This window comes from Photobacterium damselae, from assembly GCF_003026815.1.
Lineage (GTDB): Bacteria > Pseudomonadota > Gammaproteobacteria > Enterobacterales > Vibrionaceae > Photobacterium > Photobacterium damselae.
This window is the reverse complement of record NZ_PYOG01000004.1, coordinates 145,993-160,702: the sequence shown is the minus strand read 5'-3', so window position 1 is coordinate 160,702 and position 14,710 is coordinate 145,993. Positions and strand designations below refer to the sequence as shown.

Sequence of the window (14,710 nt, the reverse complement as noted above, 5' to 3'; positions counted from 1 at the left end):
GAGAACAGAGTGATGGGTAAACTGGATAACCAACAATTAGCAAAAATTCGAACTATGGTACCAGAGATGCGCCGTGTGGAGCGTATTCACTTTGTTGGTATCGGTGGTGCGGGTATGAGTGGCATCGCTGAAGTATTACTTAATGAAGGCTACTGTATTAGTGGCTCAGATCTGTCGGCTAATCCGGTAACAGATCGTTTAAGTGGCAAGGGTGCACAAATTTTCTTTGGCCATGCGGCAAGCAATGTTGAAGGTGCCAGTGTTGTTGTCGTTTCAACCGCTATCTCACAAGAGAATCCTGAATTAGTTGCTGCGCGTGAATTACGTATTCCTGTTGTTCGTCGAGCTGAGATGCTGGCTGAACTGATGCGCTATCGTCACGGTATTGCGATTGCCGGTACCCACGGTAAAACAACAACAACGGCTCTAGTGACACAAATTTATTCTGAAGCCGGTTTAGATCCAACATTTGTGAATGGCGGTTTAGTAAAAAGTGCGGGTACTAATGCTCGCTTAGGCTGTAGTCGTTACTTAATTGCCGAAGCCGATGAAAGTGATGCGTCATTTTTACATCTGCAGCCAATGGTGTGTGTAGTCACTAACATTGAAGCAGACCACATGGATACCTATGGCGGTGATTTTGAAGTGCTTAAGCAGACCTTCATTGATTTCCTTCATAATCTACCATTTTATGGTTTGGCTGTGATGTGCATTGATGATCCTGTGGTTCGTGAACTGCTACCACGTGTTGGTCGTCCAATGCTGACTTATGGTTTCTCTGAAGATGCTGATGTTCGTCTAATGGATTATCAGCAGTGCGGTCAGCAAGGTTTCTTTACTATTGTTCGTAAAGATAAGCCAGAGCTTAAAGTTACACTAAATGTTCCAGGCCGCCATAATGCATTAAATGCCACTGCTGCTGTTGCTGTTGCGACAGAAGAAGGGGTTGATGATGATGCAATTATCCGTGCTTTGGCTGAGTTCCAAGGTACAGGTCGTCGTTTTGATCATCTTGGTGAGTTTGAAACGGGTAACGGCACTGCAATGCTGGTGGATGATTATGGTCATCACCCAAGTGAAGTGGATGTCACTATTCAAGCAGCTCGTGCTGGCTGGCCTGATAAGCGCTTAGTGATGGTGTTCCAACCGCACCGTTATAGTCGAACTCGCGATCTCTACGATGATTTTGCTAATGTTCTTGAGCAAGTTGACGTTCTCTTGATGTTAGATGTTTATGCTGCGGGCGAAGCGCCGATTGCTGGTGCCGATGGTCGTGCGCTATGTCGAACGATTCGTGGCCGTGGTAAATTAGATCCGATTTTTGTTGCTAACAAAGAGGCATTACCTGCCGCTCTTGCCAATATTATTCAAAATGATGATTTGGTTTTGACACAAGGTGCGGGCGATGTTGGCAAAATAGCGCGTCAGTTAGCTGAATTAAAGCTCGATATCGCTGCAATGCAAGGTGAATAACTTCGCTTGTTGAGGAGAGTAAACCTCAATATTTATCGGTTTTAATCTGAATTAAGCGGTAATACAGGTGTCTTATCGCTTTCTTTCGGGAAAAATGAACAATTAATTGTTAGCTAGTATCAAGAAATGCTCTGATGAGTATTGGTTTGAAGCGGGTTGCTCGGTTATAATCCACTAACTTTGCTTGGTACTTCTTCATTTGAGTCTATAGCAAGAGTTTAAGAGCAGAACATGCTTGCTAGCGATAAATCGACAGGGCAAGTAGAGATATTATGACGGCAGCAGTCGTGAAAAGAATTTCGCTAAAATCGCCAAAAACGTTATTAAAGCGCTTTGGGGGTTTGGCTTTCTTTATTTCTGTCATTGCGTTTACGATTTGGCTGGTCACAGCAACTAAAGATTGGATGACAGATGCAAACCGCCTTCCTCTTTCACAGTTAGTTGTGCAAGGGGATTTGAAGTATCTAACCAATAATGATGTTAGAGAAGCGATTTTGCAAATGGGTCATATGGGAAGCTTTATGACTCAGAATGTAGACAGTTTACAACACGCTGTTGAAGAGCAACCATGGGTTGAGCAAGCAACAGTACGAAAGCAATGGCCCGATACCATTAAGACGTTTGTTATTGAGCGCCAACCTGCAGCTGAATGGGATGGCAAATATCTGGTTGATGAGCATGGCGTAGTATTTAAAGCGTTAGCCTCAACAATCAAAGATAAAACGTTAGTGGATCTGGTCGGCCCGGAAGGTAGCAGTGAAGAAATGCTAGCTGGACTTCGGGAAATGCAACCAGAATTACAACATGCTGGGTTTGATGTTGTTAAGATTTCGCTTAATAAACGTCGGGCATGGCAAATATTGTTATCAAATGGTATTCAGCTCAAGTTAGGGCGTGAAGCTCGAATGGAGCGACTTGAACGATTTATTCGTCTTTACCCAACCATAGAGAAACAGGGTAAGGATATCGAGTACATTGATTTGCGCTACGATACAGGCGCAGCAGTCGGTTGGAAAATGACTTCGGATCAAGAATCTCCGAAACGGAATGAGAGCGTGCGCTAATGACTAAGGCGGCAGATAAAAAACTCATCGTTGGTCTTGATATTGGTACCTCCAAAGTATGCGCTTTGGTGGGAGAAATTCTACCTGATGGTAATGTGAATGTTATTGGGGTGGGTAATAGTCCATCTAAAGGCATGGATAAAGGTGGTGTAAACGACCTTGAATCTGTGGTGAAATCAGTTCAGCGAGCAATTGATCAAGCTGAGTTGATGATCGATGACTTCCAGATATCTTCGGTTTATCTATCTCTATCAGGTAAGCATATTCGTTGTCAGACAGAGAAAGGTATGGTGCCGATCTCTGATAAAGAAGTGACCCAAGATGATGTCGATAATGTTATTCATACGGCAAAATCGGTCAAAATCAGCGATGAACATAGAACTTTACATGTAATTCCTCAAGAATTTGCTATTGATTATCAAGAGGGTATTAAAAATCCTGTTGGTTTGTCTGGCGTTCGAATGGAAGCCAGTGTTCATATGATCACCTGCCATAATGATATGGCGCGTAATATTGTGAAAGCAGTAGAACGTTGTGGTCTTAAAGTGGAACAATTGATTTTTTCAGGCCTTGCAGCAAGCCATGCGGTGTTAACGCCGGATGAGCGCGAACTGGGTGTTTGCGTGATTGATATCGGTGGCGGCACCATGGATATTGCAGTTTGGTCAGGTGGTGCATTGCGTCATGCAGAAGTGATTCCGTATGCAGGTAATGTTGTCACCAGTGATATTGCTTATGCTTTTGGTACACCGCCGGGTGACGCTGAAGAAATTAAAGTGAGATACGGCTGTGCACTAAGTGAATTGGTGAGCAAAGATGCGAAGGTGGATGTCCCAAGTGTGGGTGGTCGACCTTCTCGTAGCTTGCAAAGCCAAACGCTAGCGGAAGTAATCGAACCTCGATACACTGAGCTGTTGGGGTTAGTTAATCAGAAGCTCGTTGTAATACAAGAACAATTGCGAGAAACGGGTGTAAAGCACCATCTTGCAGCTGGTATCGTATTAACCGGCGGTGCTGCTCAGATGGAAGGCTTGATTGAATGTGCTGAACGGGTTTTCCGTAATCAAGTACGTATTGGTCAACCTCTTGAAATACACGGGTTGACTGACTATGTTCAGTCTCCGCATTTTGCGACTGCAGTAGGTTTACTGCATTACGGAAAGGACAGTCAGACATTTGATGATAGTGATGTTGAAACTAAGCGCTCAGTGACCGGTTTCTTCTCACGATTCAGTGGTTGGCTACGAAAAGAATTTTAAATACCTGATGCGAACAGGATAGACGGAGAGAACAAATGTTTGAACCGATGATGGACATCTCTGACGAGGCAGTAATTAAAGTCGTTGGCGTTGGCGGCGGTGGCGGTAATGCTGTCGATCACATGGTACGTGAATCAATCGAAGGCGTGCAGTTTATCAGTGTTAACACTGATGCCCAGGCTCTTCGTAAAAGCAGTGTAAGTACAGTTATTCAAATCGGTGGTGATATCACTAAAGGTTTGGGTGCTGGTGCAAACCCTCAAGTGGGTCGTGACTCTGCGTTAGAAGATCGTGAAGCGATCAAAAAAGAACTTGAAGGTTCTGACATGGTATTTATCGCTGCCGGTATGGGCGGTGGTACAGGTACTGGTGCAGCACCTATCATTGCTGAAATTGCTAAAGAGCTTGGTATCTTAACTGTTGCAGTTGTCACTAAGCCATTTAGCTTTGAAGGCAAAAAGCGTATGGCTTTTGCTGAGCAAGGTATTGAAGAGCTTTCTAAACATGTGGACTCGTTAATTACGATTCCAAATGAGAAGCTACTTAAAGTACTTGGTCGTGGTATCACTCTACTTGATGCTTTTGCTAAAGCAAACGACGTACTGAAGAACGCTGTTCAAGGTATTGCTGAGCTAATCACTCGTCCTGGTATGATCAACGTCGACTTTGCTGACGTTCGTACTGTGATGTCTGAAATGGGCCACGCAATGATGGGTAGTGGTATGGCATCTGGTGATGATCGTGCTGAAGAAGCGGCTGAAATGGCTATCTCAAGTCCACTTCTAGAAGATATCGATCTTGCTGGCGCTCGTGGCGTATTGGTTAACATCACTGCTGGTCTAGATATGCGTCTAGATGAGTTTGAGACAGTGGGTAATACGGTTAAAGCGTTTGCTTCTGATAACGCAACTGTGGTTATCGGTACATCTCTAGATCCAGACATGACTGATGAGCTACGTGTAACTGTTGTTGCAACAGGTATCGGCAAAGATACTAAGCCTGATATTACGCTAGTGACATCTTCTAAGCCGCAGCCAGTTGTTCAAGAGCGTCCAGCTCAAACAGCGGCTCCTGTTGTTGAAGAGAAGCCAGCTGTTGAAGGTCAAGCAGCAGCTCAGAAGAAACCACAGGCTGAACACGACTATTTAGATATTCCAGCATTCCTTCGTAAACAAGCAGACTAATTTTTAGCTCGGCTATTAACGAAAGATTGAGATATGCCGTTTTTCTTGCTTTAAAGAAAAACGGCAACTAGAACTAATTTGGATTTGTTTTTATTTAACTTGTTTTGCGCTATTAAAATAGTGTTATCAATCGATAAAACAAATTATTTGGGTTATTTCTAGAGTCGTGGTATAGTTTTCGTCCACTTAACATAATATCTATGTTAGGTCGAGGTTGTATTACCACAGAATAAGCTAAATAGAAGTCAGCTTATAACCGTTGAGAAAAAGGCAAATGATTAGACAACGTACACTTAAAAGCATTGTGCAAACGACTGGTGTGGGTCTCCACTCTGGACGTAAAGTTACGCTAATTCTGCGCCCAGCAGCAGCTAACACTGGCGTGATCTACCGTCGTACCGACCTAAATCCACCAGTAGACTTTCCTGCAAATGCCGACTCTGTTCGTGACACTATGCTATGTACAGCATTAGTTAACGAAGCAGGCGTTCGCATCTCAACTGTTGAGCACTTGAATGCGGCACTTGCTGGTATGGGTATCGATAACGTGATTATCGAGGTTGATGCTCCAGAAATTCCAATTATGGATGGTAGCGCAAGCCCATTTATTTACTTGTTGCAATCTGCAGGTATTGAAGCGTTGAATACGCCAAAACGTTTTCTTCGTATCAAAAAACCTGTTCGCGTTGAAGATGGCGATAAGTGGGCGGAATTGGTTCCTCATAACGGTTTCCGCTTAGATTTTGCTATCGACTTTAATCACCCTGCGATTGGAACAGATCAGCAGCGTTTAACGTTTGATTTCTCAAGCAAGTCTTTTGCAAAAGATGTCAGTCGTGCACGTACTTTTGGCTTTATGCGTGATATCGAGTACCTACAGTCACAAAACTTGTGTTTAGGTGGTAGTTTCGATAATGCTATCGTGTTGGATGAATATCGCATTCTAAACGATGATGGCTTGCGTTTTGATAATGAATTAGTGACTCACAAAGTATTGGATGCCATTGGCGACCTTTATATGTGTGGCCATAATATTATCGGTGAAATGCGCGCTTATAAGTCTGGTCATGCACTAAACAATAAGCTCCTTCGTGCAGTACTAGCTGACCAAGAAGCTTATGAGTGGACAACATTCGAAGACGAAAAAGAAGTGCCTGTTACGTTTGCTCAACCAGGAATGGTATTGGCATAACTGTAATGCAGAATTTAAAAAAACGCCGAGCTTAGCTCGGCGTTTTTGTTTCTACCTATCTGTCTTTCCAAGTTACCTTGTCGCTATAACGCTTATCGCGATGACCTAGTTAGAACCTTCTTTATTTTTCTTAGCCAATTGTGCCAATCTTTCTAATCGTGCTTTTACTTTCTCTGACGCATGTTCAGCAGCTTGTAACAGATGACTAGCGGCTACATCACTAATGGGTTTTTGAACAATATCTGGCGTTTTGTTGTGCTTAGCAACTTGAACTGCCGCAAGGTTAGGATTGACCTTAACTTGAATATCAACCAAGTTGGGCAACAGCTTTTCACGTAATTTAGTGATGAGGCTATTTCGCTCGTAATTAAGACGCATAGACCAAGCTGCAGAGGCGATTTCTATAATGAGTATCCCTTGGCGATAATTACTGACTCGGCAGTGCTCGGCACAATTTAAATGAGCTTTGACGGCATCATTTAAGCGACTTAATGCAAGGGCTCGTTCTTGAATATTGCCAACCAACTGGTTGCTATCAAGTAAGTCGGCGGCTGTTTGCGGGCGGTGATCTCTCATTGATAGGTCATTCCTGAATGAAAACGAGGATAGGCTCTAATTTTTCGTGACATTAAGCAAGTCAGTTACTTTTATCATAGTCGATATAACGAATTTGCCTTATCATAACGGTTTAAGAGAAAATCTGCTGTTAATTCTTATTGGACTCAGATATCGAACACCAAGGTGAAAGATAAGATTTCAAGCCATTGAAGCGATTTTCTCTGTGATATTGTGGTCAATCCCCTTGAAAATAGGGGGTATAGGCACAATATCAATTTTTAATTGTCTAAGCTGCTTCAAGATGCAATTATTCAATATGAACCTTGTATCTTGAAGTTGCTCGGGTATACACACTTGTTTCAGGTATAAGCCTCGGATTTATTAATGCCGATTTTGTGGGATATGGATTTATTGTCCCGAATGAATGAAACCTTATTTAGCGACTCAGCAATATAACGCTGACATAACAAAGAGAAAACGGCATCGCCATGTTATCAAAACTACTGACAAAAATTATCGGTAGCCGTAACGACCGCACTCTGCGTCGTATGCGCAAAATTGTTGATCAAATCAATAAGCTAGAACCTCAATTTGAAAGCCTACAAGATGAAGAATTAAAAGCAAAAACTGCTGAATTCCGTTCTCGTCTTGAACAAGGTGAAACCTTAGACCAACTACTTCCTGAAGCCTTTGCGACGGTACGTGAGAGTTCTAAGCGTCTATATGGCATGCGTCACTTTGATGTGCAGCTTATCGGCGGTATGGTTCTTAACGATTGTAAAATTGCCGAGATGCGTACAGGTGAAGGTAAAACACTAACGGCAACATTGCCAGCTTACCTTAACGCGCTAACAGGCAAAGGCGTTCATATCGTAACTGTGAACGACTACCTTGCTTCTCGTGACGCCGAAACTAACCGTCCACTATTTGAATTCCTTGGTATGACTGTTGGCGTAAACGTGCCAAACATGCCTCCTCATGCGAAAAAAGAAGCGTATGAAGCAGACGTTTTATACGGAACAAACAACGAATTTGGTTTTGACTACCTTCGTGACAACATGGCATTCCGTCCAGAAGATCGTGTTCAACGTGAGCGTTTCTTTGCCGTAGTCGATGAGGTGGACTCCATCCTTATCGATGAAGCTCGTACTCCTTTGATTATCTCTGGTCCTGCTGAAGACAGTTCTGAGCTGTATATCCGCATGAATACACTGATCCCTAACTTGGAAAAACAAGATAAAGAAGACAGTGAAGAGTACCGCGGTGAAGGTCACTACACAGTAGATGAAAAATCAAAACAAGCGCACTTAACTGAAAACGGTCAAGAATACGTTGAAGAGCTATTGATCAAAAATGGTCTAATGGCTGAAAACGATACACTGTACTCACCGGCTAACATCAGTTTGCTTCACCACGTTAATGCCGCATTGCGTGCACATGTTCTGTTTGAACGTGATGTTGACTATATCGTACAAGATGGCGAAGTGGTTATCGTTGATGAACACACTGGCCGTACTATGCCAGGTCGTCGTTGGTCTGAAGGTCTTCATCAAGCTGTAGAAGCGAAAGAAGGCGTTAAGATCCAAAACGAAAACCAGACTTTGGCATCTATTACATTCCAGAACTACTTCCGTCTATACGAGAAGCTATCTGGTATGACAGGTACTGCAGATACTGAAGCGTTCGAATTCCAGTCAATTTACGGTCTAGATACCGTGGTTATTCCAACCAACCGCCCAATGGCTCGTCTTGACCATGGCGACTTGGTGTACATGACCGAAGCAGAAAAATTTGCGGCAATTGCGGAAGATATCAAAGAGCGAGTCGCTAATGGTCAGCCATGTCTAGTGGGTACTGTATCGATTGAAAAATCTGAGCTACTGTCTAACGCGCTGAAAAAAGCGGGTATTAAGCACAATGTCTTGAACGCTAAATTCCACGAAAAAGAAGCGGAAATTGTTGCTCAAGCGGGTTACCCAGGTGCCGTAACGATTGCAACTAACATGGCGGGTCGTGGTACCGATATCATGCTTGGTGGCTCTTGGAAGGCAGAAGCTGAAAAGTTAGAGAACCCAACAGATGAGCAGATTGCGAAACTAAAAGCGGATTGGCAAGTACGTCACGATGCAGTACTCGCATCTGGTGGTCTACACATCATCGGTACTGAGCGTCATGAATCTCGTCGTATTGATAACCAGCTTCGTGGTCGTTCTGGTCGTCAGGGTGATGCAGGTTCTTCTCGTTTCTACCTATCAATGGAAGATGCTCTAATGCGTATCTTTGCTTCTGATCGTGTATCTAACATGATGAAGAAGTTAGGTATGGAAGAAGGCGAAGCGATTGAGCACCCATGGGTAACTAAAGCTATCGAGAACGCACAGCGTAAAGTTGAAGGTCGTAACTTCGATATCCGTAAACAGCTACTTGAATTTGATGACGTTGCCAACGATCAGCGTAAAGTTGTATACGAACTTCGTGATGAACTAATGTTTGCTGATGATATCAGTGACATGATCGAGCATAACCGCGAAGACGTACTGAATGCGATCATTGACGCTTACATTCCACCGCAATCTCTAGAAGAAATGTGGGATATCGATGGCCTAGAAGATCGTCTACGTACAGATTACGATCTGGATCTACCAATTAAACACTGGCTAGAGACAGAAGATAAGCTGTATGAAGAAGCACTTCGTGAGCGTATCGTTGAGAAAGCGGTTGAGCTATACCGTGAGAAAGAATCTGTTGTTGGTCCTGAAGTTCTACGTAACTTCGAGAAGACTGTGATGCTACAGAACTTAGATACTCTGTGGAAAGAACACTTAGCAGCAATGGATCACCTACGTCAGGGTATCCATTTACGTGGCTATGCACAGAAGAACCCTAAGCAGGAATACAAGCGTGAATCGTTTGAACTGTTTGAAGAGATGCTTGATAACCTGAAGAGTGATGTGATCTCTATCCTTAGTAAGGTTCGCGTTCAGCAGCAAGAAGAAGTTGAACGTATGGAAGAAGAGCGTCGCCAAATGGCAGAAGCACTAGCGCAAAAGCAGCAATTCCATCACCAAACTTCAGATGAAGCATTAGCGGATGAAGAAGACGGTACTCAAGGTACTTACGAGCGTGAAGAGCGCAAAGTAGGTCGTAATGAGCCTTGCCCATGTGGTTCTGGTAAAAAGTACAAGCAGTGTCACGGTAAGATCAACTAAGATCGAGTGAACAAACAAAAGGCCGCGTAAGCGGCCTTTTTTGTCTTTATCTATTGTCATTCCACGCGTAGTAAAACGAAATTGATAATAACTAGGGTCATTGAAATAAGAGATTCCCTATCTCACTCGTTTGCACTCGCGGTAGGGAATGACCTTTAACCTTAGCCCAATACGGTTAGAATCTTCTCTAATACCACATCATTTGCTGCTGGGAACGGGTAGTCTTTAAGCTCAGAAATGGCAACCCATTGTCCAGGTTGGCCTTCTTTACCATATGCTTCTCCGCTGAACTGGCGGATCACAAAGAAATCAAAAGTGAGCGCTTTGTCGGGATAGTCATGTTCTAAGGCAATAAAAGGCTCAATATGGGTTGCAGTGATACCCACTTCTTCTTGTAGCTCTCGAATTACCGCTTGTTCTGCCGTTTCATTGGCTTCTACTTTACCGCCTGCAAATTCCCAAAAACCACCTTGATGGGCATTGGCTGCGCGACGAGTAATAAAGATCTTATCGCCTGTTGGATTTAAGATGATGCCCGCTGCAATCCAAACGCGTTTTTTATCTGTCATAAAAGGTCCTGATATATTTTAGAAGGGAAGAGCAGGAAAAGAAGGAAAATAAGGTTTTAGGGAATAGGAAAGCTGGGAAAGAAGGGGCTAGGTTCTAGTAAGAGCAAAAAGCTTGACATCAAGAGTATGAGATCAAAATTTTTAGCACCTAGCACCTAGCACCTAGCACCTAGCACCTAGCACCTAGCACCTAGCACCTAGCACCTAGCACCTAGCATCTAGCACCTTAATACATATCCTCAGACCAACCGTCTGAATCTGACATATCTGGCGCACCAGGAATTGCTTTTTCTTCATCAGCCCATTCACCAAGATCAATCAACTGACAGCGCTTAGAGCAGAACGGGCGGAAAGGGCTTTGCTCACCCCAAACTACGTCTTCTTTACACGTTGGGCATTTCACCACAGTGACGGGCGCTTCTTTTTTCTCTGTCATGGTTTTCCTCAGCAGATGGCGAGTTTAAATTCGATAGTTTCGGCCACTTTTCCCTCTTCTGTGAATGGCAGAAAACGGATAGCGAAGCGGCTACGATGGCCCGATATCATAGGGTAAACATCATAGCTTGGGCAAATTTCTAAGCGAAGTAAGTTTGCATCTGAGGTGTCGTACTGGAAAAAACCATTACGAGATACTTGTGGCTTATATTGGCTTGAATCTCGAATTAAGCGCAGCCACAGGTTAAGAGCTTGGCTTAAACAAGAGAGATGACCTAACCACTGTTTTAAATCTTGTTGGCGACGCTCCAATGGTAGATGAAGCCAATGGTGCAGTGTTGGCAGATCAAAGCTACAGCTACCACCGGGAATAGAAAAACGCTGCTTAATACCACTTAAGAAACGGTCATCTCTAAGCTCTTGGCCTAAACGACAGGATGCCAGCAATTTGCGTTGGATCTGCTCCATTTCATCGATCACATTTTGCAGTGCTTGTTGATCAACGCCATCGAGATTCAGCCAGTTTTTGAATTTGTTACGTTGCTTTTCCAGATCTTTAGCGAGATCAGCTTTGACTTGTACTTGATCTAAAATTTCAAGTAACTCAAATAGGGCGCGAAAGAAAATTTGGTGTTGCCATGGGTCATGCAATTGACAGCTATGAGTCATTTGATGAAGCAAAAACTCAAGGCGTAAATAGATGCGTACTTTTTCATTAAGAGGGTGTTCAAATCGGGTATTTTGCATACTATTGCCATCAGGTCATGAGACCATAGTGATATAAACAAAAGAGACTAAGCTTAGTCACGAAATCCTACTGTGACTGGCTCAGAGCTAAATAATATTGATGTAGTTTTTCTACTTGTGGATACAGGGCTTGTTCATCGTCATTATTGGTGATCACATCATCGGCTGCCGCTAATCGTTCGCTGCGACTGGCTTGTGAGGCTAAGATCTTTTTCACCTGTTCCAATGGCACTTTATCACGTTGCTGGGTGCGTTGTATTTGAACTTGCTCATCAACATCAACAACCAACAAACGCTGAGTCAGTGCTTGTAAATTATTTTCTACCATCAACGGCACAATCAATAAACAGTATGGCGAGGTCGAGGCTTGGATTTGAGCCAGCATTTGTTGCCGAATCATAGGATGCAACAGCTGGTTTAGCCATTCTTTTTGTTCGGGTTTACTGAAGATCAATCGGCGCAATTGGGCTCGATCAAGCTCCCCGTTTTCTAATGTAATATCAGCGCCAAATTTATCGATAATAGCCGCTAGACCTATACTGTTAGGCGCAACAACATCTCGGGCAATCATATCGGCATCAATCAAGTCAACACCATAGCGGGCAAACAGATTGGCAACCGTAGTTTTACCGCTGCCGATCCCGCCTGTTAAACCAACCACAAAGCTCATATTACATTCCTAAAATATTGCTGACATACCAAGTGATGATCGAGTGTCCCCACAATAGACTGATCCAGCCTGCAATCGCAAGATAAGGACCAAAGGAAAATGGGGTTTGGTGATCACTTTTTTGTACTTTCAATAAGATAATGCCACAAATTGCACCGGCAAGAGAGGATAGCAGAACCACAACAGGTAGCATTTGCCAGCCAAGCCATGCTCCTAAAGCGGCTAACAGTTTAAAGTCGCCATAACCCATACCGTCTTTTTTGGTTAATAATTTAAAGATCCAAAAGACGCTCCACAAACAGAGATAGCCTGCAATTGCACCAATCACAGAATCTTGTAGCGATACAGGACTAATGCCTAATAGAGCGAGAAAAATACCAGCCCAAAGTAGTGGTAGGGTGATTTGATCGGGCAGTAGCATCTTATCAATATCGATAAAAGTCAGAGCAATTAAGGCGAAAGTGAAAAAGATTACTGCAACCGCCCACCAAGTTGGCGGAAATAGGATCGCAACCGTACCACACAATGCTGCAGTTAACAGTTCAATCATCGGGTAACGTCGGCTAATCGGCGCGTGACAAGATTTGCACTTCCCCTTTAATGCCAGCCAACTAATAACAGGAATATTTTCTACAGCACTAATGAGATGACCACAATGAGGACAACGAGAACGCGGCACGCTTAAATTAAATGTGTCGGTATTTAGCTTCGCATCGGCTTTGATTAAATCCGGAAACGCTTCGATACATTCGTTACGCCATTGACGCTCCATCATAATGGGTAAGCGGTAGATCACCACATTGAGAAAGCTGCCTACCAATAAGCCAAAAATGGTAGCAAAAACAGGAAATAGCCAAGGGTAGTAACTGAAAATAGCCATGGAAAAAATCTCATTAACGGTGAATGGAACATTGTAAGAAAAATCTTGCAAGCTGCCTAGCAATGGCGGGGATTTATCTTATCTCAATGCTTGCTTACTGGCTGAAATAAAATAAAAAAATGCGGCAAAACAGAAATAACCGTGTTTGCCGCAATACTAGGTAGAACAAGAAGGAATAGGAATTAACCAATAACGCTCATTAGGGTGAAGATCGGCATATACATTGCCACGAGTAAACCACCGATCAGAACGCCAAGCACAATGATGATCAAAGGCTCTAAAATTTGGCCGAGGTTATCAACGATATTATCGACATCGTTTTCATATAGGCTTGCCATTTTATTGAGCATATCATCAAGAGAGCCAGACTCTTCCCCGATCATGGTCATCTGCAACATAAGCTCTGGAAAAACATTGCATTGGCGCAAAGATAAATAGAGTGGCATCCCCGCCGCTGCACTGGTATGCGCTTCCATAATGGCCTCTTCAATATGTAAGTTGCCTGCGGTTTTTCCAGCCGACTGTAGCCCTGTTAGTAGGGGAATACCGGCACTAAAAGTGGTTGCAAGGGTTCGAGCAAAACGGGCAATAGTTGCTTTGAGTATGACGTTACCGATAATGGGCAGGCGTAAGCTTAACCGAGCAATACGTAACCGAAACGAATAGGACCGTTTATAGCTATAACGATAAAGCACGAGAGTAAGCAGCAAACCTACAGCTAAGTATCCCCCATAGTTAATTAGGAAATCCGAGGCTTTTAATACTTGGCGAGTAAACCAAGGAAGTTCAGCGCCAAAACTGCCAAAAATAGCGGCAAATTGAGGGATAACGAAGACCAGCATTAAGATAGTGACACTGATGGCCGTTAGCATCACCATGGATGGGTAAATCATCGCCTTAATCACTTTTTTTCGCATCGCCTCGCTTTTTTCTCGATACGTGGCTAAGCGAACAAATACTTGACCAAGATACCCGGTTTCTTCCCCGGTTGCGACTAAGTCACAGTAGAAATTATCAAACAGCGGCGAACTTGATTTTAGCGCTTTTGACAGTGAGGCACCGGCTTCTACTTGGGTGTTGACCTGAGTTAATACCGCGCGCACTTCTGCTTTATGATGGCTACTGGCCATTAGCTTCAGAGCTTGCACTATCGGAACTCCAGATTCGATCATGGTCGCAAGTTGGCGAGTAATGGCCGTTACATCGCTGCTTTTCATCTGATTGCGGATTTTATCGAGCGTAGAGGGATTGGTGCGCTTGATCTTTTTTACTTGGATCATCTGCTCGGTCAGTTGCGCTCGCACTTCTTGTTCTTGAAAACCTAGGGTTACGCCTGTGATTTTCTTGCCGCCTTGGTTTACTCCTCGCCAGCGATAATAACGGATTTTATTAGCGGCTAACTGTGCCATAGCGCTCCTTCCTAACGATATTCAATAGAGATTGGCTTCCTGCAATACAGTTCTTTTTATC

The 14,710-nt window shown here is 43.6% G+C and carries 13 protein-coding genes; 6 read left to right on the top strand and 7 right to left on the bottom strand.

The window, feature by feature from the left end:
- Nucleotides 1-12: 12 nt before the first annotated feature.
- From murC to lpxC, 5 genes are all read left to right on the top strand, one after another.
- A complete protein-coding gene (murC, locus tag CTN07_RS06335; RefSeq protein ID WP_036763197.1) occupies nucleotides 13-1,473 on the top strand; it encodes a UDP-N-acetylmuramate--L-alanine ligase in 1,461 nt (486 codons plus the stop codon).
- Nucleotides 1,474-1,745: 272 nt separating this feature from the next.
- Entirely contained in the window at nucleotides 1,746-2,537 is a 792-nt protein-coding gene (locus tag CTN07_RS06330) for a cell division protein FtsQ/DivIB (protein ID WP_005297580.1), read from the top strand.
- Nucleotides 2,537-3,796 carry a cell division protein FtsA gene (gene ftsA, locus CTN07_RS06325; protein WP_005297582.1) on the top strand — a complete coding sequence of 420 codons (1,260 nt, stop codon included), beginning with the start codon at nucleotides 2,537-2,539 and terminating at the stop codon, nucleotides 3,794-3,796. The genes CTN07_RS06330 and ftsA overlap by 1 nt, the downstream gene beginning before the upstream one ends.
- A gap of 35 nt (nucleotides 3,797-3,831) precedes the next feature.
- On the top strand, nucleotides 3,832-4,980 hold the full coding sequence (gene ftsZ, locus CTN07_RS06320; RefSeq protein WP_005297584.1) for a cell division protein FtsZ: 1,149 nt from the start codon (nucleotides 3,832-3,834) through the stop codon (nucleotides 4,978-4,980).
- A gap of 274 nt (nucleotides 4,981-5,254) precedes the next feature.
- A complete protein-coding gene (gene lpxC / locus CTN07_RS06315; protein WP_036763200.1) occupies nucleotides 5,255-6,172 on the top strand; it encodes a UDP-3-O-acyl-N-acetylglucosamine deacetylase in 918 nt (305 codons plus the stop codon).
- 105 nt (nucleotides 6,173-6,277) lie between these two features.
- Here lpxC and CTN07_RS06310 read toward each other — a convergent pair whose 3' ends face one another.
- Nucleotides 6,278-6,748, bottom strand: a complete 471-nt coding sequence (locus CTN07_RS06310) for a DUF721 domain-containing protein (protein WP_036763202.1) — start codon at nucleotides 6,746-6,748, stop codon at nucleotides 6,278-6,280.
- A gap of 470 nt (nucleotides 6,749-7,218) precedes the next feature.
- Here CTN07_RS06310 and secA point away from each other — a divergent pair, with 470 nt between their 5' ends.
- Nucleotides 7,219-9,939, top strand: coding sequence for a preprotein translocase subunit SecA (gene secA / locus CTN07_RS06305; RefSeq protein ID WP_005297588.1), 2,721 nt, complete (start codon nucleotides 7,219-7,221; stop codon nucleotides 9,937-9,939).
- A 161-nt stretch (nucleotides 9,940-10,100) separates the two neighbouring features.
- Here secA and mutT read toward each other — a convergent pair whose 3' ends face one another.
- From mutT to CTN07_RS06275, 6 genes are all read right to left on the bottom strand, one after another.
- Nucleotides 10,101-10,508: an 8-oxo-dGTP diphosphatase MutT gene (mutT, locus tag CTN07_RS06300; protein WP_005297590.1), complete on the bottom strand. Its 408-nt coding sequence runs from the start codon at nucleotides 10,506-10,508 to the stop codon at nucleotides 10,101-10,103.
- 226 nt (nucleotides 10,509-10,734) lie between these two features.
- Nucleotides 10,735-10,944 (bottom strand): DNA gyrase inhibitor YacG, encoded by a 210-nt coding sequence (gene yacG, locus CTN07_RS06295; protein ID WP_005297592.1) that lies wholly within the window; start codon nucleotides 10,942-10,944, stop codon nucleotides 10,735-10,737.
- Between the two features lie 8 nt (nucleotides 10,945-10,952).
- A complete protein-coding gene (gene zapD / locus CTN07_RS06290; RefSeq protein WP_005297594.1) occupies nucleotides 10,953-11,690 on the bottom strand; it encodes a cell division protein ZapD in 738 nt (245 codons plus the stop codon).
- A gap of 67 nt (nucleotides 11,691-11,757) precedes the next feature.
- Nucleotides 11,758-12,360, bottom strand: coding sequence for a dephospho-CoA kinase (gene coaE, locus CTN07_RS06285; protein WP_005297596.1), 603 nt, complete (start codon nucleotides 12,358-12,360; stop codon nucleotides 11,758-11,760).
- Nucleotide 12,361: 1 nt separating this feature from the next.
- Complete coding sequence (locus CTN07_RS06280; RefSeq protein WP_005297598.1) at nucleotides 12,362-13,240, bottom strand: prepilin peptidase; 879 nt, start codon at nucleotides 13,238-13,240, stop codon at nucleotides 12,362-12,364.
- Nucleotides 13,241-13,422: 182 nt separating this feature from the next.
- Complete coding sequence (locus CTN07_RS06275) at nucleotides 13,423-14,649, bottom strand: type II secretion system F family protein (RefSeq protein WP_005297600.1); 1,227 nt, start codon at nucleotides 14,647-14,649, stop codon at nucleotides 13,423-13,425.
- Nucleotides 14,650-14,710 lie beyond the last annotated feature (61 nt).

What these genes read in the sequence shown, in the direction of transcription:
- secA (WP_005297588.1), top strand. Translation starts at nt 7,219, where the DNA reads ATGTTATCAAAACTACTGACAAAAATTATCGGTAGCCGTAACGACCGC.
- CTN07_RS06275 (WP_005297600.1), bottom strand. Translation starts at nt 14,649, where the DNA reads ATGGCACAGTTAGCCGCTAATAAAATCCGTTATTATCGCTGGCGAGGA.
- yacG (WP_005297592.1), bottom strand. Translation starts at nt 10,944, where the DNA reads ATGACAGAGAAAAAAGAAGCGCCCGTCACTGTGGTGAAATGCCCAACG.
- ftsA (WP_005297582.1), top strand. Translation starts at nt 2,537, where the DNA reads ATGACTAAGGCGGCAGATAAAAAACTCATCGTTGGTCTTGATATTGGT.
- CTN07_RS06310 (WP_036763202.1), bottom strand. Translation starts at nt 6,748, where the DNA reads ATGAGAGATCACCGCCCGCAAACAGCCGCCGACTTACTTGATAGCAAC.
- lpxC (WP_036763200.1), top strand. Translation starts at nt 5,255, where the DNA reads ATGATTAGACAACGTACACTTAAAAGCATTGTGCAAACGACTGGTGTG.
- murC (WP_036763197.1), top strand. Translation starts at nt 13, where the DNA reads ATGGGTAAACTGGATAACCAACAATTAGCAAAAATTCGAACTATGGTA.
- zapD (WP_005297594.1), bottom strand. Translation starts at nt 11,690, where the DNA reads ATGCAAAATACCCGATTTGAACACCCTCTTAATGAAAAAGTACGCATC.
- ftsZ (WP_005297584.1), top strand. Translation starts at nt 3,832, where the DNA reads ATGTTTGAACCGATGATGGACATCTCTGACGAGGCAGTAATTAAAGTC.
- CTN07_RS06280 (WP_005297598.1), bottom strand. Translation starts at nt 13,240, where the DNA reads ATGGCTATTTTCAGTTACTACCCTTGGCTATTTCCTGTTTTTGCTACC.
- CTN07_RS06330 (WP_005297580.1), top strand. Translation starts at nt 1,746, where the DNA reads ATGACGGCAGCAGTCGTGAAAAGAATTTCGCTAAAATCGCCAAAAACG.
- coaE (WP_005297596.1), bottom strand. Translation starts at nt 12,360, where the DNA reads ATGAGCTTTGTGGTTGGTTTAACAGGCGGGATCGGCAGCGGTAAAACT.
- mutT (WP_005297590.1), bottom strand. Translation starts at nt 10,508, where the DNA reads ATGACAGATAAAAAACGCGTTTGGATTGCAGCGGGCATCATCTTAAAT.